Here is an 18,177-nt window from a genome sequence, read left to right on the forward strand (position 1 = left end):
GAGGCTTCCATGACTCGCGATTCACGGTGTCGTCGGCAAAAGGCGGTCGGTTCTTTGGCACGATCACTTCGATCAGCAGTTCGTGTTTCGCCAACGAGGGCTCATCGCTCACTATCGGCAAAAAAAGTGGCCAACGCGGGGCCGTGACTCCCGTTGAACCGGCGTCGCACACTGCGCTGCATCTTTAATTTTGCATACCATCCAGCAGTTCACAACGCTCAGAATCTCTCATGACCAACTTCATGCCCGTCGCGCTGGAACACGCCAGCCGCCTCATCAATCACGGCCCGACCGTACTCGTGACAAGCTCGAACGGCGGACGCCGAAACGTCATGGCAGCCGCGTGGTCGATGCCGGTGGAATTCACGCCGCCGCGCATCGCCGTAGTCATCGACAAAAACACGTACACGCGCGAACTGATTGCCGCGAGCGGCAGCTTCGGCATCTGCGTGCCGGGTGCAGCGCTGATCGACCTTACGTATGCGGTCGGCACGACGAGCGGGCGCGACATCGACAAGTTCGATGCATACAAGATTCAAACGGTCAGCGGCCCGGTGTTAGGCGTGCCACTCATCGAAGAGGGCTGCGCGGCCTGGCTCGAATGCCGGCTCATCAGCGAGCCGCATACGGAAGACGCCTACGACACGTGCTTCGCGGAAGTGGTCGCGGCGGCGGCCGATCCGCGCGTGTTCGCGCACGGACACTGGAACCTGGACGAATCGAATGGCATCTTGCATACGATTCATCACCTCGGCGCGGGAAAGTTCGTGCGGGCGTCGGCGATGCAGCAGGCGAAGCCGTTGGGGGAGTGAGCGCGCTTGGAGATGCGCCGTCGCGAAAAGGCGCGTCGGTGCGCATCGACCGTTGGACGCGACCAACGCGGCTCGGCGAGATCCGCAATCAGCGTGTGGCCGACATGGCTGCCTGATGACGCGTGCCGCGTTCGCCTGCCTCGACGGACAGCCGATACCGTCGCATCGCGGTGTCACCGGTCGAGCGCCGGGGCGCCTGCGCTCAATCAGTAAGGGCAACTCGCGCCATGCCCGAATGCACGGTCACCAACGGTGGAATGAGACCGGCGACGCAAGGTCGTGACCGCGCACACGCCGAATCTTTGCCCATCGCGTGTACCCGCCCTTGCCCCCGAAAGTCACGCTCGCGAGATCGCCGCCTGAATCGCGGGCAAGAGTGGCTTCGATAAACGCGCGAGATAATCGCCCGCGCCACGCCGATGGCATGCCCCGTGCTCTGACGGTCTCGAGTCTCATCATGAACAAGCGAAACGGTATGAACATCGTCTGCGTGGGTTGGGGGTCTTTGCTGTGGAATCTCAAGGGTTTTCCGATCGACGGCGAATGGCGCGAAGGCGGCCCGCAAGTTCCGCTGGAGTTCGCGCGCCACTCCGACGGCGAGATCGTGAGCCTCGTCGTGCTGGAGTCCGGGCCTTTGCAGCCCACGTTCTGGGCGCCGGTCGCGTTAGTCTCGCTCGACGCCGCCCGCGAGGCGTTGCGCGCGCGCGAGGATATACGCGCCAACGTCGCGGAATGGATCGGAAGCATTCCGGCGCCCGCTGGCATCGCGTATCCGCAAGCGCATGCGTTTGCATCATGGCTGGAACGCAACGGCGCGGACGCGGTCATCTGGACGGCGCTGCCGCCCAAATCGCGCGAGAGCAACGGCCGCATGCCGAGCGTCGATGAAGCCGTGACCTACCTGCGATCGCTCGGTGAAGAAGACTGCCGCCGCGCCGAAGCCTATGTCCGGCAGTCGCCTGTGGGCATTCGCACGCCGTTTCGCGAGCGTTTCGAAGACGTATTCGGATGGACGCCGACGCCCGCCGATAGCTGAGAAGCGTGCAACGGCTCACCATTCGCCAGTGTCGATAACCCATGCCGCTCAATCCCGATTCGCCGCTGACCAGACTGATGCTCGCGCCCGTCCGCGCGGGCCGTGTCGTGTGGGTCGGCTTGCGCGCTGCGCGGCGCGTGCCGCTCGTGGAAGTTCAATCGGCGCGCGCATCGACCGAAGAAGGGCTCGCAGGCGATCACTACAGCCGCAAAGGCGGCAACCGGCAAATCACGCTGATCGAAGCCGAGAGCCTGCGCGCCATTGCGAGCCATCTCGGGCGCGAGCGCGTCACGCCGTTCGAACTGCGGCGCAATGTCGTCACCGAGGGCATCAACCTGCATGCGTTGAAGGACCGGCAGTTTCGCATCGGCAGCGCGCTGCTCGAAATGACAGGTGAATGTCATCCTTGTTCGAGGATGGAGGAAACCTTCGGCGTCGGCGGATACAACGCGGTGCGCGGTTTCGGAGGCATCACGGCGCGCGTCGTCGAAGAGGGGATGATCGAGGTGGGCAGTTCCGTCGAGCCGCTTTTCTGTCCGACACCATGACAGAGTGCGCTTGCGTCGCGGCGCAAACTCGGCGTTATGAGCTCGCTAACCCGCATCGCAGGCTAGCGAGCAACCCTTCGGCATTCATCACAGGAGATACGCGCGAGCGTTCCTTACCGGATCACGCCGAAATCGGTTTCCTGACAAACTCACTGCTCACAGAGATCAGACCGCTTTCGTTATGACCTTGCAAGCAGTAACGGCAGAGCATGCGAACTCAACTGTTCCGTTCGCCTGCACTGACCGCATTGCTGAGCGTGATGGTCCAGTGTCCGTCCTCTCGCTTGACGGGGGCACTGAATTGCCAGTCAGCGGGAAACCCTTGAACATCCGTCACAACAAGGGTGTCCCCATTCAGGGAAATGAAAAGTGATCCGGACCCCGTGTTCTGATAGAAACCTTCTGCATCAGTCTGTCCGTAATACAGCGTGCACGGCGAAAAACTATCTCCGCCTCCGTCTCGGCTTGCCGTAATGACGCCCGTATCACGATTGGAAAAGTACGTCATTCCCGTCATGGTTGACTGCGAGAAAAAATCGGTATAGTTGGGATCATCTATCTCGCTATCGATAAACACGAAGTATCCATTTCCCGCAGCCACGAATGCAAAGGCGGTAGGATGGCCTTCCCCGTAAAGAGAAGGCAAATCAGGCTGCTCGGGTTCCGTGAAGAAGACCTGGTGATAAACCTCGGGCCTGTACTGTGCAAGGGCCATGACACCGGAGTACAACATACCGAGCCTCATGTTAGTTACTCGAATGGATTTGCCGTTCCAGTACCCTTCGTTAAACTGGATTTGGGTGTTTAATCCGTCCACCCCCGGAGCGGCCGTCGTGCCGTAAAAGTAGGTCTCCGGGTAATAGAACATCGTCATGCCTTCAGCAAATTGGCGGATGTCGATTTTCCACGCGCCATCCGGCGTCTGCACCGGCCTGGAAATGACCCAGTCAGCCGGCAGGCCGGAGACGCCGGCAAGGGAGACAAAGCCATTTTCGAAAACAAGAGAAAGAGTTCCGCTGCCGGTCCATTGAATAGTGCCGGTCGCATTGTCGAAGAACCCGAAGCGGATTGTCACGTCTGTCGTGACGGCCTGCGTCATGTCTACGAATCCGAGTGTGCCTTCGGTGAGCAATCCGGCGGTGACGCTGGTGAACTGCGTAGTGCTTTGAGGAATGGTTGACGTCGCGGCAAGAGCGTCCGGCACAGTGATCACATTGGAATCGTTGTTCACCAGGTTCTGCAAAGAGATCTTGACGCGCGCTACAACCGTTTCATCAGTGGTCACGGCGCTTAGCGGATGAGCCGCGAAAAGAAATTCTTCGGCGAAGAAAGGAATCTCGCTGCCGGTCCATTCCTCAATGCGATTCTTATAGCTCTGTGCAGGGTCATCGATGTTCAAATTGCTGTACGTCAGCGTGCGCGGGCCGTTCGAACGCGCCTGCCACAACCATGATCCATCGGCGTTAGATAGTTGGATCATGTCCCCGTGATGCGCAATGGCCTGGTTTCTGCCGCCATAGTTCGGGCCTTCATAGTACTTAAGCCATACATCAGTCGCCGCGATTTGCTTCAGGTTTTCCTTGCTATTCATATTGCCTCCCATCGGTTGACAGACAGAGAAGAGTGAAATCTGAACAAGCGTTTCGGTCTCCTAAACGTGTGACATTCGCTTCACACACCTTCAGGTTAGAACTAAAACGAACGTTCGTTTCTGATAAACGTCAAGGAAATGTCTTATCAATTGAAATGGCGCCGACGGCATCGCGAGGCTGTCGGCCTTCGATCCGAAGGCGCGCATGACGGCGCGTCGGGCTGGCATGAAATCCCGCTGAACCCTTGCCAATCCCCAACTTTGGTATCGGCTCGTGTTCGTTGCAGCGAGCATCGCACCGATGCAACAATGCATTGCACACGCCGCTCTTCCGTCCCGATGCCGGCGTCCGTAATCTCCTGCCATCGCTCCGCGCACTTGGTCGTACCCGCCGCCATTCAAGATGGCGGCTGTCACATTGGCGCCGGAAAATGTTCGCCGGCTAATGCTCTAAAACTCGAAGAGGAAATGACCATGCCGTACGTCACAACGAAAGACAACGTCGAAATCTTCTACAAGGACTGGGGCCCGAAGGACGCGCAGCCGATCGTCTTCCATCACGGCTGGCCGTTGTCTTCCGACGACTGGGACGGGCAGATGCTGTTTTTCGTGCAGAAGGGCTTTCGCGTGATCGCGCATGACCGGCGCGGTCATGGCCGCTCGACGCAGGTATCGGACGGGCACGACATGGATCACTACGCGGCAGATGCCTTCGCCGTGGTCGAGGCGCTCGATCTGCGCAATGCGGTGCACATCGGCCATTCGACCGGCGGCGGCGAAGTCGCACGTTACGTCGCGAAACACGGCGAACCCGCGGGGCGCGTGGCCAAGGCCGTGCTCGTCAGCGCCGTCCCGCCGCTCATGCTCAAGACTGAGGCGAATCCGGAAGGCCTGCCGCTCGACGTGTTCGACGGCTTTCGCAAGGCGCTCGCCGACAATCGCGCGCAATTCTTCGTCGACGTGCCGGCGGGGCCGTTCTACGGCTTCAACCGTTCGGGCGCGACCGTGCATCAGGGCGTGATCCAGAACTGGTGGCGTCAGGGCATGATGGGCAGCGCAAAGGCGCATTACGACGGCATCAAGGCGTTCTCCGAGACGGACCAGACGGAAGACTTGCGCGCGATTTCGGTGCCGACGCTCGTGCTGCACGGCGAAGACGACCAGATCGTGCCGATCGCCGATGCGGCGCTGAAGTCGGTCAAGCTGCTCAAGAACGGCACGCTGAAGACGTATCCCGGTTTTTCGCATGGCATGTTGACCGTCAACGCCGACACCCTCAACGCTGATCTTCTGGCGTTCATCCAGTCGTAAGCGACCGACACCGGGCCCGCGTGAGCGGCCCGGGCGTCTCTCGATTGCAAGCACGTCTAAGGTTTCTTCCCTCCTCGATTTTTCGAGCGCAAGCGTCGCCGGAATAGAATCAAGTCAAATGCGGGTTGACAAACTCCCGGCCGCCGGCTCCCGCGCAAGCTCTTGTCCCATTCAAACGCCGATGCCGCGTCACCCCCTATTTACGGGTGGGCGACAGAGGGCGGTATCGGCGTATCGTTGTGCTAGTTCGCGTTCGACGGCGGCGCACCGCAAAGGGCAGCAAGCCGCGCGGATCGCTTCACGAACCCGCCGCCCTTGACGGTGGCACCCGTTGAGGCGAGCGGGCGTCACGCTTAAGCCTTACCGCACGCGCGGCACACACCGCGCCCGCGGCGAGCGCCACGATGCCGGACGCGGCGACACCGGCCAAAAATAATGGAGACATTCATGAGCGGTACGAATTCGGGAACCTTGGTTCATCGCTTTCTGCACTGGGAGCATGCGCAACCCGACGCGGTGTATCTGACCGAACCGACGCCGGACGGCCGCGTCGTCGATTACACGTGGAGGCAGGTCGGGGACGAGGCGCGGCGCATGGCCGGCTGGCTGGAATCGTTGCAGTTGCCGCCGGGCAGCGCCATTTCCATCGTCGGGAAGAACAGCGCGCACTGGATCATCGCGGACCTCGCCATCTGGTTCGCCGGGCATGTGTCCGTGCCGCTTTATCCCACCATCAGCGCCGATACCGCGAAGTACGTCTTCGAGCATTGCAATGTGCGCGTCGTGTTGGCCGGCAAGCTCGACGGCAAGACCGATGCGTGGGACGAGATTCGCAAGGTAATGCCGCCAAACGCGCGGCTCGTCGGCCTGCCGATGTCGCCGCAAACGCCCGATGCGTCACCGTGGAGCGATATCGTTGCTGGCGCCGCACCGCTCGAAGAGGTGCATCTGCCGTCGCCCGACGCGCTCGCGACGATCATCTACACGTCGGGCAGCACCGGCCGTCCGAAGGGCGTGATGCACAGCTTCGGCACCATCTTTGCGTACGCGACGGAGTCCGGCGCGTTTTGCGATTTCACGCCGGCCGACCGAGTGCTCTCCTATCTGCCGCTCGCGCATACGGCGGAGCGTTCGTTCGTCGAAGCGAATTCGCTGTGCCACGGTTTTCATGTCTTTTTCAACGACAGCCTCGCCACGTTCGTGCAGGACCTGCTGCGAGCACGGCCCACGGTGTTTATCTCGATGCCGCGCCTGTGGACGAAGTTCTATCAGGGCATCTGCGCGAAGCTGGCGGACGAGCAGCAGGCCTTGCTCCATACGGACGCGCCGGAAGCCGGCCCGCTCAAGCGCCAGATTTTGACCATGCTCGGGCTCGACTCGACGCGGATTGCGTTCACCGGCTCCGCGCCGCTGCCTGAGCAGATCACGAACTGGTATCGCGCGCTCGGACTGGAATTGCTGGACGTGTACGGCATGACCGAGAACTTCTCGTATTCGCACTACAGCCGTCCGGGGCTCGTGCGCCTCGGCTATTCGGGCCAGGCGATGCCGGGCGTCGAATGCAGGATCGCCGAGAACGGCGAGATTCTGCTGAAGTCGCCCACGATGATGCTCGGCTACTATTGCCAGCCCGAACTGACCGACGATAGCCTGACGGAAGACGGCTTCTTCAGGACCGGCGATCGCGGCGAACTCGATGAAATCGGCCGGCTGAAGATCACGGGTCGCGTCAAGGAAATCTTCAAGACGAGCAAGGGCAAATACGTGGCGCCTGCGCCGATCGAGAACAGGCTGAGTCATCCGAAAGTCGAAGCGGTCTGCGTCACGGGACCGGCGTTCACGCAACCGTTCGCGCTGATGATGCTGTCGGCGGCGGCGCAAAGCGACCTCGATACGGCCGAGACGCGCGAAGCGTTGCGCGCGGAGCTGCGCACGCTGCTGGAGGAGGTCAACGCCACGCTCGAAGAACACGAAAAGCTGGGCTTTATCGTGGTGGTGAAGGATTCGTGGCGGATCGAAAGCGGCTTTCTCACGCCGACGATGAAAATCCGGCGCGGCAGCATCGAAGAGCGTTATCTGACGGCGGCGCGCGCTTGGGCCGAACTGGGGCAGGCGGTCATTCTCGAAGACGAAGCCTTGCAGGCGCAGCACTGAAGCTGTCGCGCTTCACTTGGACTCGCCGCGCGCTCGAAAAAGGGCGTGCGGCGTTTTGCTCTGGCTCATCGACGCCATGTCGATACGAAGCGATATTCACGTCGTGCGCCTGCTTCCGTTCGAACGCCGTATCTATCTCGCCGACGTTCGCCCTCTCGCAGTCCGGCACGACCTGATGCTCCGCGCAGAAGTCCGCCAAGTCCTGCGTGGCGGCGAGCCTCAAATCGAGCGGGTGTTCATTATCAGCAGCGCGCCGTGTATGAGCGCGAGCGGCTGCAGCGCGCTGACCAACGCCGGCACGCCATGGCGGCCGAGCAGCATCAGACAAGAGTTGACATCGTGATGCTCCGAACCTTTTTCTTCGCTTCGGACAACGTCTTCGAGCAGGAAGTGCAGCCCGCCGGACGCACGAAGTTCCGAGGCGGCATGGGCTCCAAATCGGGAGGCGGCGTGCGCTCGCCGTCCTTCGTTTAGTGGAAAGGCATGATCGAGCCCCGCCGCTCGGACGTGGTGTCCCGCACGAAGTCGAAGCGGCTTGCCGCCCCTTTAATCGCTTGTCCCACTTCCCGCTGAACTGCGCGAGCCTGCGCAGAACCATTGCGCCGCGCGTCGAATGCGATACGACGCGCGCACAGTGATCCGTGTTGCGCCGGGGTGTCCCGGCGCGCCGCGATCAACGGCTTGCGTTCTGTTCGCGCTTCCACTCGCTTTCGTCCATCGCGAGACGAAAGCCCAGGTGCGACATGCCGTTCATCGGATCGGTGCCGCGCCGCGCGCTCACGCGGTAGCTCTGGCAATACGTTTCGCTGCACAGAAACGACCCGCCGCGCGTCACGCGTTCGGGCGCGTAGGCGGTGGGGCCGTTCTCGGGATCGAAGCTCTCCGACGGTCCGGCCGGATTGCTCACGACATCGCCGCCAGCCGCTTCGATGCGAAACGCGTCCGCGCGATACCAGTCCGCGACCCATTGCCAGACGTTGCCCGCCATGTCGAAGAGGCCGTAGCCGTTCGCCGGGAAGCTGCCGACCGGCGACGTGCCGACCTGCACCTTCTCGCGGGCATCCGCCGCGTTGACGGGAAAGGCATGCGCGCCGTCATCCCAGGTGTTGGCCATCTGCCGGCCACCGGGCGCGAACTCGGCGCCCCACGCGTAATCCGCCTGCTGCAGACCGCCGCGCGCGGCGTATTCCCATTCGGCTTCGCTCGGCAAGCGTTTGTGGGCCCAGCGCGCATAGGCGAGCGCATCCTCGTACGACACCTGCACCACCGGATGCTTCTCCTTACCGACGATGCTGCTGGCAGGCCCCATCGGATGCTGCCAGTTCGCGCCGGGCACGAACTTCCACCAGCGCGTGTAATCGTTGAGCGGCACGGGCGCGTCGGTGCCCGTGAAGACGAGCGCGCCCGGCACCAGCGTGCTGTCGGGCGGACGCGGCGTGCCCGGCGGCAACTGCGCTTGCAGGTCTTCCCAGCGAGGCTTGCGCTCCGCCGTGGTGACGTAGCCCGTTGCAGCGACGAAGCGCGCGAAGTCGGCGTTGGTGACGTCGTGGCGGTCGATCCAGTATCCGCTCAGGCTGACGGCATGCGCCGGGCCTTCGTTGGGCAAGGCATGGCGATGCGCGCTGCCCATCGTGAACTTGCCGCCCGGTATCCACACCATGTCTTGCGGGCCGCTGCGGCCGTCGCCGACGGTCAGCGCAACCGGTTCGCGCGGTCGGTATGCGCTAAAAGCGAACGCGGAGCCCGCCAGCGCGAGGGCAAGCGCGACGGCGCCCGCGAGGCGCCGTTGTCGAATGGTGAACTTCATGTCGGGTCTCTAAATGCGTTGCACCCGCCTTCACGACGAAAGCGGGCGCAAGAACTTACTTCAGGGAGATCTGGTGACGTGGCGGATATTTCTTCAGGACTTCGCGATACCGCTGCATTTCCCCGACGAGCGGCACGGAAACCGGAATGTGACGAATCGCGACGGACTCGTCCTCTTTCGGGTCACTGTACAGATTGAAGACGAACGCGGTCCACGCCGACTGGAGCGTGCCAGAGAAGCCGCCGTTGTACCCTTGCCGCGTGACCGAATCCGCGACCTGAACCTTTTGCATCAGCTTGAATTCGTCGACGCGCACGGCCGAGAGTTCGTCGTTCCAGAAGTAGAAGATACTGCGCCGGTTCGACACGCCGTTGTCCGACAGCAGGAAAGACGTCTGATCGATGCCGTCGATATAGCTGGTTGCCGGCACGAGCTTCGACACAGCGGCGCCCGGCTGGCCGGCGAGCGCGACCGACGTGTTGAAGATGTCGGCGAAATCGAACAGGCCGTCCGAGCGGCGCGGCTCGATCATGCCCTTCCAGTAGACGAAGAACGGCGAGCGCACGCCGCCTTCCCACGTCGAACCCTTGCCGCCGCGGAACATCGTGCGTCCGGCGGGCTGCACTTCCTGCTCGGGCCCGTTGTCCGAAGCGAAGAAAATGATGGTGTTATCCAGCTCGCCGTTCGCTTGCAGGGTGTCGATCACCTTCTTGAAGATGTCGTTGACCTCGACGATGCAATCGCCATAGTTCGTGCGCGCCGCCGAACGGCCGCGATAGTAGTCGTTCGGATAGTTGTCGAAGTGACAGGCGCGCGGCGCGTAATAGAGAAAGAAGGGCTTCGCGGCGTCTTTCTGCCGGTCGAGGAACCCGACCGTGTAGTCCAGCCATTTTTGATCGAGATCCTTGATCGTGTCCGTGTTGATCTCGTAAAGACTTTCGATCTTGCCGCCCTTGACCGCATGGACGTCGCTCTTATTGAACGGCAGATTCAGGATATAGCGATACCGTTCCGGGCTGAGCGCGACTTCGGGGTTGTACTCGGGATCGCGCCATTCGGTGTACATGTCGGAGACCGAGAGAAAGCCGCGAAAGTCGTCGAAGCCGACGTTTTGCGGCTGCGAGCCCTCGTTCTCGCCCATATGCCACTTGCCGACCGCCTGCGTCGTATAGCCCGCGCGCGAAAGCAGTTCGGGCAGCGTCGTCAGTCCCGCGAGGCCGCCGGCCTGGCCATACATCGGCGGAACCTGGATGCCGTGGTGCGCCATGTTCTGGCCGGTCATGATGGTGGCGCGCGTGGGCGAGCAGCTCGGCTGCGAATACGCCGAACTGAGAACCAGGCTTTGCTTCGCGATCCGGTCGACGTCGGGCGTCGCATTGCCGACGGCGTCGCCGCCGCCGTTGAAGCCGAAGTCGCTGTAGCCGACGTCGTCGAGCAGGAAAACGAGGATGTTCGGCCGCTTGCCGGTCTTGCTGCGCAATGCCGCGAGTTTTTGCGCCGCTTGGTCCGCCTGGTCGGCGTGCTCGATCACGGGCTCCATGTTGTCCGCGATCTTCGTGGCGCGGCGCGCGAGATACTGGTTCGGCTGGTCGTAGCCGGGGAGGTTGCCAACGCGCGTGGGCTGCGTGATGGTCGACGCCGCAAGCGGCTGGGTCGGCGCCGCGGACGGTTGCGACGTCGCTGCGACCGTCGGGCTCGCCGCGATGACGCCCGCCGACGCGGCCAGCAGCAGAGCCGGGATAAAGCGTTTCATGCTGTCTCCAATTGTGGTTTGCGTGCCGATCAGTGCCGAATCACTGCGTGACCAACGCCCACCGATGCCGGCGGGGCACGTCGCGAAACGCGCGTGGCTGACATCGATCGATGAGCGCAGCCGTCCGACCGTGCGGCACAGTGCGAAGATAGCAACGGAGGCCGAATGAGCCGCCCCCTCGAAAAAGGGGGGCGGCGCGGGCGTTCCGACTTCGCGCCGCATTCGCGGCATCAGCAGGCGAGAGATAACGGCAACACCATTGATCCGCTCGCGACAGCCGCCGACGCGCGCCCTCGATCAGAACTGTTCGTCGTGCAGCGCGAGCACGCCGTCGTCGCCTCGTGCGCTGAGAATGGCGACTTCGAGCGTCAGCGCACGCGGCAGGATATGCGTCGCGTAGAACTGCGCCGTCGCGATTTTCGCGCCGTAGAAGAGCGGATCGCGCGCTTCGATCGCGGATGCGGCGATGAGCGCGCGCGCCATTTGCCAGCCGCACAGCACGACGCCCGACAGCAGCAGATACGGCACGCTGCCCGCGTACGCCGCGTTCGGATCGGACTCGGCGTGGGTCAGGACGAAGTCGATGGCACGCGCGAGCGCCGCGCGGCCTGCATCGAGTTGGCGGTGCATCGCCGCGAACGCCGGGCGCGTTCCGAACGCGGGATGCGCGCGCAGTTCCGCGAGCGTCTCGCCGATGCGCGCAAGCATCTGCGTTGCCACCGCGCCGCGATCGCGCAGTGTCTTGCGGCCGAGCAGATCGTTCGCCTGGATAGCCGTGGTGCCTTCGTAGATCGGCAAAATGCGTGCGTCGCGATAGTACTGCGCGGCCCCCGTCTCTTCGATGAAACCCATGCCGCCATGCACTTGAACGCCGATGCTCGCCACTTCCACGGACAGCTCCGTACTCCAGCCCTTGACGATCGGCACCAGATACTCGTAGACCGCGCGATGCTCGGCGCGCACGGCGTTATCGGGATGATGTTGCGCGAGGTCGTGATGCGACGCCGCGGCGTAGGCGACGGCGCGCGCGCCTTCCGTCAGCGCGCGCATGGTGGCGAGCATGCGCTTCACGTCCGGGTGGCGGATGATGGGCACCGCGCGCTCCGACGAGCCGTCCACCGGGCGGCTTTGCACGCGTTCCTTCGCATACGCGGCGGCCTTCTGGTACGCGCGATCCGCCACGCCGATGCCCTGCAGGCCCACGGCGAAGCGCGCGGCGTTCATCATCACGAACATGGTTTCGAGGCCGCGATTCTTCTCGCCGATCAAAAAGCCCGTCGCACCGCCGCGATCGCCGAATTGCAGTACCGCCGTCGGACTGGCCCGGATGCCGAGCTTGTGTTCGATCGACACGCACTGCACGTCGTTGCGCGCGCCGAGCGAGCCGTCCGCGTGCGGCAGGAACTTCGGCACGAGAAAGAGCGAGATGCCCTTGATGCCCTCGGGCGCGTCCGGCGTGCGCGCGAGCACGAGGTGCACGATATTCGACGCCATGTCGTGCTCGCCCCACGTGATGAAGATCTTCGTGCCGAAGACCCGATATGAGCCGTCTTCCGCCGGTTCGGCACGGGCGCGCAGCAGGGCGAGATCGGAGCCGGCTTGCGGCTCCGTCAGATTCATTGTGCCGGTCCACTCGCCGCTGATCAGCTTCGGCAGATAGCGCGCCTTTTGCTCGTCGGAGCCCGCGAGCAGCAGGGCTTCGATGGCGCCATCGGTAAGCGACGGGCACGTGCCGAACGACAGGTTGGCCGCCATCAGCATTTCGAGGCACGGCGCGGCGAGGAGCTTCGGCAGACCCTGACCGCCGAATTCGGCCGGATGCATGAGTCCTTGCCACCCGCCTTCGACGAACTGGGCGAATGCCTTGCCGAAGCCCGGCGACGCGCTCACCGCGCCGTCGCGCCACACCGGCGGCTGACGGTCGCCCGCTGCGTTCAGCGGCGCAAGCACTTCGCCGCAGAGTCTCGCGCTTTCGTCCAGAATGGCCTGCGCGGTATCCCGCGTCGCATCGGCGCATCCCGGCAAAGCGGTGATCGCGTCGAGCCCGGACAGTTCGGTCATCACAAACATCATGTCGCGGATGGGCGAGGTATAGGTCATTATTCTTCCTGATGGATCTGAGTGCATGACGGCGCCTGCATCGAGAGCGGATCGCCGTGGAGACGAATGACGCCTTCGTGGCCGTGCCGGTTGTGACTGGCATGCTGACGGATCGGAACGGCGCTGCCGCCCCTCCAAACGAGGGGTGAACGCGCCCGGCTGACTGTCTATAGTCGCAACGAACGTGTCGCCGGCTGGTTCGTGCTGGCACGGCCGCCATCATCCGGAGGAAGCGAATGCATCGAACGGATCCTTCAGGCGCGTCGCGCGAGCACGACTGCGTGGTCGGCGTGAAACGACCGCCGGGTGTTCAAAAGACGCCGCGGAAGGGCGTGTGGCGGCGAACGCGGGCGTCGCGATCAGTTCGCTGTACGAATGTTCGTCAGACGATGGATTCGCTCATTTGGCGCGGTGTTCGACGGTTATCGAACCGCGTCGCTCGGGGGCATCCCTCACTATCGGAGGGAGAAGTCATGAGACTGAGCGTCGCCTTGTACACACGAGGGGCGAGCCATCTGCAACGGAATCGCGTTGAGCGTCAGGCTTCGTGTCCCTCCCTATCGGAAGAAGAAGTCGTGAGATCGACCGCCGCGCCCCCTACTCACGAGGGGGGCGAGGCATTCGCCATGCGCTTAGGCTTGCGATGCAAAAGGCTCGCGTAGATCCACGCCGGCGTTCGGTCGCGTATCGTTTCGCATCTCGAACTATGCCGGTCCAACGCCCTTGCGCGATGAAGTCAGTCGGAATTCGAAAACGCTCGCCGGCGTGCGACTCGGTCCGCGCGGCAATTACAAGGGGAAATATGTTGAACCGATTGAAGACGTACCTTCTTGTCTCAGCCCTGTGCGGCGCCGCCGCCTTCGCGCACGCGCAAGCCGCAAGCGACGCTTCGGCCAGCGCCAACGCGGTCGCCGCACCTCGCCAGCAGGACAAGTCCGCTGATCGCGCGCTGCGCAAGGACGTGATCCGCTCGCTTAGTCACACGAAGGGGCTGAATACCGCGCGCATCACCGTGCGAGCGAAGAACGGCGTCGTGATGCTGCAAGGTTCCGTCCCGGACCAGTCCGAAGTGGACCTCGCAACGCGGGCTGCGTCGAATACTGCAGGCGTGGCCTCGGTCAGGAACAGCCTCACGATTCAGGGGCCGATGGGCAGCGAGTAGAGAAGCGCGCCTGCCTGCCACGGCCAGAGCGGTTCGGCGAAGCGTGACTGAAGTGAATGCCGGGATCGCTTAGCGGTGGGCCGAGGCGGGCTCGGTCGTTGTCGGACCGGCGTTCGTATCGTTGCGCGCGAAGCCGGCATCGTGTAGTTCGAATGTATGGCGCGGGAGCCGTTCGCGGTCGACTGCGGTAACGCGCCATACGACGCCTCGCGCGCCGGACCCGGCCACAGGCGGCAAGCGGTCCTTCTTGCCCCTGCCTACGCGATGCATCTGCTAGGCCACGCTGGCGCTCGCCAAGCGCCGGTGGGCGCATCGACCGCAAAACGTCAAGCTTCCTGTAGGCGCCATCTCTTGTTCGGCGATCCGTCGACCGACTTCTCGAAGCCAGTCTCGAACACCCACGTCCATGTCGGACGGCGAGCCGGTTCGTCGGGTGCGGCTTCGAGCCGTTCCACATAGGCCATCACCTGGTCAGTGGTCGCGAAAAAGCGGAGTTCGCCTATGACGACGTTGTACAGCGGCATCGATGCATCCACGACAAACAAGGTTAGCTTCCTGGCTGCGTCTAGTTGCCATACTGCGCTGCTGCCAATGCCGTAGGGGAATCGCCGCTGTGCCTTGCCTTCCGATGACTGTTTCATGCCGCAGACCCTGCCATGGCGTTGCGCATCACCTCCGCGAGTTCCGACGCAACGAATTTGGCCACGTACGCGTTCGCACCGACCTTTCGCACGTGCTGTTCATTCGCCGAGCCGGACAGCGACGAGTGGATGACGACCGGGATCGACTGCAGATCGGCGGCTGCCTTGATCTTTCGCGTGAGCGTGAAGCCGTCCATCTCGGGCATTTCGACATCGGTGAGCACCAGCGCGATGTCGTCGGTGACTTTGCGACCCGCCTGAGTGGCCTTCTGACCGGCGCGTTCGAGCACCTCCCACGCTTCTTTCCCGGTCTTCGCCATGATGTACGGGACGCCCATCGCATTCAGGCTCTCCTCGATCAGCGCGCGCGCGACGCCCGAGTCATCGGCGGCCAGCACCTTCGCGCCGCGCGGAAGCACGAGCGGTCCTGTGGCATCCACGGTGATCTCCGGTTCGCTCGAAGGCAGGACGTCGCGCAGAATCTGTTCGACGTCGAGCACCTGAGCGAGTCGTCCGCCGGCATGCGCATCGAGCCGCGCGATGCTCGTCACTGCGCGTCCGGTGGAATGACCTTCCGCCGAGAGAACACGGCTCCAGTCGAGGCGAACGATGTCATCGACCTCCTCGACGGCGAAGCCTTGCGTCGTACGCGCGAACTCGGTCACGAGGAGGATTCTGCTTTTGCCACGGGAAATACAGCCGGTGACTGCGGCCAGATCGATGACGGGGATGATTTCGCCTCGTACATCGACTACTCCGAGAACCTTGTCCGATGACCCGGCGAGCTCCGTCAACGTCGGCATCTCGACGATCTCCCGGACCTTGAACACGTTGATGCCATAAAGTTCGCGTTCGCCCGTTCGCGGTGCGCTGCCCAAGCGAAAGAGCAGCAGCTCGAACATATTGTTGCCGGCAAGCCTTACTCGCTGCTCGATATCGTGGTCGTTGTTGGTCATGCCCTGCGCCTCTGTGATCGGAAAAAGTCTTCTAAGTACTGCTTTATCGGCAATTGCTTGCACTTGTTGATGGTGGTTAACGCTGGGCAGGAGCATTGCCGCTGAACGTCAGGTCTGGCTTGCTGCGGGAAACTTGATTAGCAGGCGATTGCAGGACGCCCTCGGGGCAGGCAGGGCCACGGAATCGGCAGTCGGCAAGGTTGCCGCCAACTGCCGGTGAGGCCGTTTCCTGAAAGCGACGGCGCTCGCCGGGGAGGCAACGTGACGTTGCGCTTGTTAGCTTGTTCGTCTGTTGTCGAAACGGGGCAACGGTGCTTGCGACGTCATTGGCGTGGAGTGAACGAGGTGATGCAGCGGCCGCAGACTGTCTCAACCCGCGACGGCACGGTTGCTGGCCTAAAAGGCCGTGCGTTCGTCGCCGATCCGCTAGATCCGAACGCCACGGACGGCGGCTCGCCGTCGTGCTTCCTCGGCCGAGACAGGGATCAGTCTGACCTGCGGCACCAGTTGGCCACCGATGCTGCAAAGAATGCGGAGAATCCGTGACATCGCGCACCTCGAATATTGTTTTGGCTGTGGGAAGCGGCTTTGCTGACCCTGTGTTTTCGATGTCGGCAGCGTGTGCGGAATCTTTAGAACTTCCGACCAGTTCAAGCCTCGGTGCAGGGCGTTGCAGCGTCGCCGATGCGAAGAAGGCTTATCTGCGCGTCGCGCTGCGGGAAACAGACGAACGGCGGTTGCGAGTTCGTTAGCCTGCGTTTGCAGAGATGACGCGGCGGCCGCCAAAGGCTTGAGTCGCGCTCTGCAACGGCCTCGATCACCTTGAGTCGGTCCAGTTCGTGCATAGTCGCCGTGATGAAACCACGCTCGTTCATGATGAGCCCCTTGCAGACGCCATCTTCACCAGCGTGCGCCTCGAAGGGCAAAACCGGACATTTCTGATGAGCTAAAACCGGACATTACTTATATGGTCGCCTCCCATTTGCAAGGCAATTGTGCGTGGCGAGGAGGGTGGTTGCGGACTTATATCCGGACTCGATCGCGGGCGTGCCCGCCGGCCCCGATGGATTTCGCCGCAAAGGTCCTAATCTAAAAAGCGGACTTGATGTTCTCAGGTTTGCCTTCGCACGGTCCAACCTGTCTTGCCATCGTTCAACCAACCTGTGCAACCGTGGATGGGTTCGAAGCTACGTGGTTGGGTTACGGCATAGCTGGGGCTTGGTACGTTCGTCCATATGCAAGCAACGCCCAAATCGTTCGTGCCATCTTGTTGGCGAGAGCAACAGCAACGACGTTCGTCGGGCGTCGGGTCAACATCAGACGCAATCGCTCGGGCAAATGCTTGGAGCTTGAAATCACCGCTCGAGAGCCGTGAATCAGCAGCGTTCGCAAGTAGACGTCACCGCGTTTGCTGATGCCTCCAAGCTTCGGTTTGCCTCCGGAGCTATTCTGTCGCGGCACTAAACCGAGATAAGCAGCGAACTCGCGCCCGGAGCGGAACGACGTCGCCTGTCCGATTACCGATACCGCCGCCGTCGCTGTAAGAACGCCGACGCCGGGAATTTCGGAGATACGGCGACATGCCTCGTCGTTGCGCCGCCATTCTTGAATGCGACGTTCGAGCAGCTCGATCTGCTCGTCAAGCGTGCGAAGTCGCGAGAGTTGATCTTGCAGACTGTCCGTCAGCATGACCGGAAGCGGGTCAGCTAATGACGCTAGAGCTGCTTTTGCAGCCTCAATCGATGGGCGACGCCCTTGCGGCAGTACGATGCCGAATTCGTAGAGCAATCCGCGAAGCTGATTGATCTGCATGACGCGAATCCGGACTAGTTGCTGCCGGATCCGGTGCAGCGCAAGCATGGCCTGCTGATCTTCGGTCTTGACTGCGACGAAACGCATGCCAGGGCGCTGCGCGGCTTCCCAGATTGCGGCGGCATCAGCCGCGTCGTTCTTGTTCGATTTCACAAACGGCCGCACGAACTGGGCCGCTATAAGCCACACGTCATGGCCGAGTCGCGCCAGAGTTCGGGCCCAATGATGAGCGCTGCCGCAAGCTTCCATGACGACGCGGCAAGCCGGCCGGTTCGCAAAGAACGGCACGAGTTGCGCCCGTTTGAGCGACTTGCTGTGAATCGCGCCGGTCTGAGGATCGACGTAGTGAATCTGGAATACGCGCTTGGCCAGATCGATGGCAATGGTCGAGGGTTCCATCTGGTTCTCCTTTGCGGCGTACATGCCGAACCAGCAATGTCGCACGCTTCAGTCAACCGAGCTGCGGCGACGGATGACCGTTAAGGCGGGAGGCG

At 62.6% G+C, this 18,177-nt stretch carries 16 protein-coding genes; 8 read left to right on the top strand and 8 right to left on the bottom strand.

The genetic code is table 11. The annotated features are described in order from the left end of the window. The first annotated feature begins 230 nt into the window (after positions 1-230). The 3 genes from GV035_RS02090 to GV035_RS02100 all read left to right on the top strand — a co-directional run bounded on the left by GV035_RS02090 (position 231) and on the right by GV035_RS02100 (position 2,396). Positions 231-812 (top strand): flavin reductase family protein, encoded by a 582-nt coding sequence (locus GV035_RS02090; RefSeq protein WP_159832922.1) that lies wholly within the window; start codon positions 231-233, stop codon positions 810-812. 457 nt (positions 813-1,269) lie between these two features. Next, a complete protein-coding gene (locus tag GV035_RS02095) occupies positions 1,270-1,848 on the top strand; it encodes a hypothetical protein (RefSeq protein ID WP_159832924.1) in 579 nt (192 codons plus the stop codon). A 41-nt stretch (positions 1,849-1,889) separates the two neighbouring features. Beyond that, positions 1,890-2,396 (top strand): MOSC domain-containing protein, encoded by a 507-nt coding sequence (locus GV035_RS02100; RefSeq protein ID WP_159832926.1) that lies wholly within the window; start codon positions 1,890-1,892, stop codon positions 2,394-2,396. Positions 2,397-2,613: 217 nt separating this feature from the next. Here GV035_RS02100 and GV035_RS02105 read toward each other — a convergent pair whose 3' ends face one another. Beyond that, the gene (locus tag GV035_RS02105; protein WP_159832928.1) at positions 2,614-3,987 is read right to left on the bottom strand and encodes a hypothetical protein; all 1,374 of its coding nucleotides are present in this window, start codon (positions 3,985-3,987) and stop codon (positions 2,614-2,616) included. 474 nt (positions 3,988-4,461) lie between these two features. Between GV035_RS02105 and GV035_RS02110 the strand changes: the two genes are divergently transcribed. The 3 genes from GV035_RS02110 to GV035_RS02120 all read left to right on the top strand — a co-directional run bounded on the left by GV035_RS02110 (position 4,462) and on the right by GV035_RS02120 (position 7,795). Continuing rightward, a complete protein-coding gene (locus tag GV035_RS02110) occupies positions 4,462-5,298 on the top strand; it encodes an alpha/beta fold hydrolase (protein WP_159832930.1) in 837 nt (278 codons plus the stop codon). 447 nt (positions 5,299-5,745) lie between these two features. Further along, positions 5,746-7,452, top strand: coding sequence for an AMP-binding protein (locus tag GV035_RS02115; protein ID WP_159832932.1), 1,707 nt, complete (start codon positions 5,746-5,748; stop codon positions 7,450-7,452). A gap of 55 nt (positions 7,453-7,507) precedes the next feature. Then, positions 7,508-7,795, top strand: a complete 288-nt coding sequence (locus GV035_RS02120; protein WP_159832934.1) for a hypothetical protein — start codon at positions 7,508-7,510, stop codon at positions 7,793-7,795. Positions 7,796-8,125: 330 nt separating this feature from the next. Here the strand turns inward: GV035_RS02120 and GV035_RS02125 are convergent, their stop codons facing one another. The 3 genes from GV035_RS02125 to GV035_RS02135 form a co-directional block, all read right to left on the bottom strand. After that, on the bottom strand, positions 8,126-9,259 hold the full coding sequence (locus GV035_RS02125; RefSeq protein ID WP_159832936.1) for a formylglycine-generating enzyme family protein: 1,134 nt from the start codon (positions 9,257-9,259) through the stop codon (positions 8,126-8,128). 55 nt (positions 9,260-9,314) lie between these two features. Beyond that, complete coding sequence (locus tag GV035_RS02130) at positions 9,315-11,012, bottom strand: sulfatase-like hydrolase/transferase (RefSeq protein ID WP_159832938.1); 1,698 nt, start codon at positions 11,010-11,012, stop codon at positions 9,315-9,317. A gap of 297 nt (positions 11,013-11,309) precedes the next feature. Beyond that, the gene (locus GV035_RS02135) at positions 11,310-13,112 is read right to left on the bottom strand and encodes an acyl-CoA dehydrogenase family protein (protein WP_159832940.1); all 1,803 of its coding nucleotides are present in this window, start codon (positions 13,110-13,112) and stop codon (positions 11,310-11,312) included. A gap of 802 nt (positions 13,113-13,914) precedes the next feature. On the opposite strand from GV035_RS02135, the gene GV035_RS02140 reads away from it, so the two are divergent. Further along, entirely contained in the window at positions 13,915-14,274 is a 360-nt protein-coding gene (locus tag GV035_RS02140) for a BON domain-containing protein (RefSeq protein ID WP_159832942.1), read from the top strand. A gap of 326 nt (positions 14,275-14,600) precedes the next feature. Here the strand turns inward: GV035_RS02140 and GV035_RS02145 are convergent, their stop codons facing one another. Both GV035_RS02145 and GV035_RS02150 read right to left on the bottom strand, forming a co-directional pair. Then, entirely contained in the window at positions 14,601-14,915 is a 315-nt protein-coding gene (locus GV035_RS02145; RefSeq protein WP_159832944.1) for a hypothetical protein, read from the bottom strand. Continuing rightward, a complete protein-coding gene (locus GV035_RS02150) occupies positions 14,912-15,871 on the bottom strand; it encodes a chemotaxis protein (RefSeq protein WP_159832946.1) in 960 nt (319 codons plus the stop codon). The genes GV035_RS02145 and GV035_RS02150 overlap by 4 nt, the downstream gene beginning before the upstream one ends. A gap of 336 nt (positions 15,872-16,207) precedes the next feature. On the opposite strand from GV035_RS02150, the gene GV035_RS02155 reads away from it, so the two are divergent. After that, on the top strand, positions 16,208-16,417 hold the full coding sequence (locus GV035_RS02155) for a hypothetical protein (RefSeq protein WP_159832948.1): 210 nt from the start codon (positions 16,208-16,210) through the stop codon (positions 16,415-16,417). Positions 16,418-16,521: 104 nt separating this feature from the next. On the opposite strand, the gene GV035_RS02160 is transcribed toward GV035_RS02155, so the two are convergent. Beyond that, positions 16,522-16,746, bottom strand: a complete 225-nt coding sequence (locus tag GV035_RS02160; protein ID WP_159832950.1) for a hypothetical protein — start codon at positions 16,744-16,746, stop codon at positions 16,522-16,524. 325 nt (positions 16,747-17,071) lie between these two features. Then, positions 17,072-18,082 carry an IS110 family transposase gene (locus tag GV035_RS02165; RefSeq protein WP_159832952.1) on the bottom strand — a complete coding sequence of 337 codons (1,011 nt, stop codon included), beginning with the start codon at positions 18,080-18,082 and terminating at the stop codon, positions 17,072-17,074. Between the last annotated feature and the right edge of the window lie 95 nt (positions 18,083-18,177).

Origin of the sequence: Burkholderia sp. 8Y (assembly GCF_902506145.1) — a bacterium.
GTDB lineage: Bacteria > Pseudomonadota > Gammaproteobacteria > Burkholderiales > Burkholderiaceae > Caballeronia.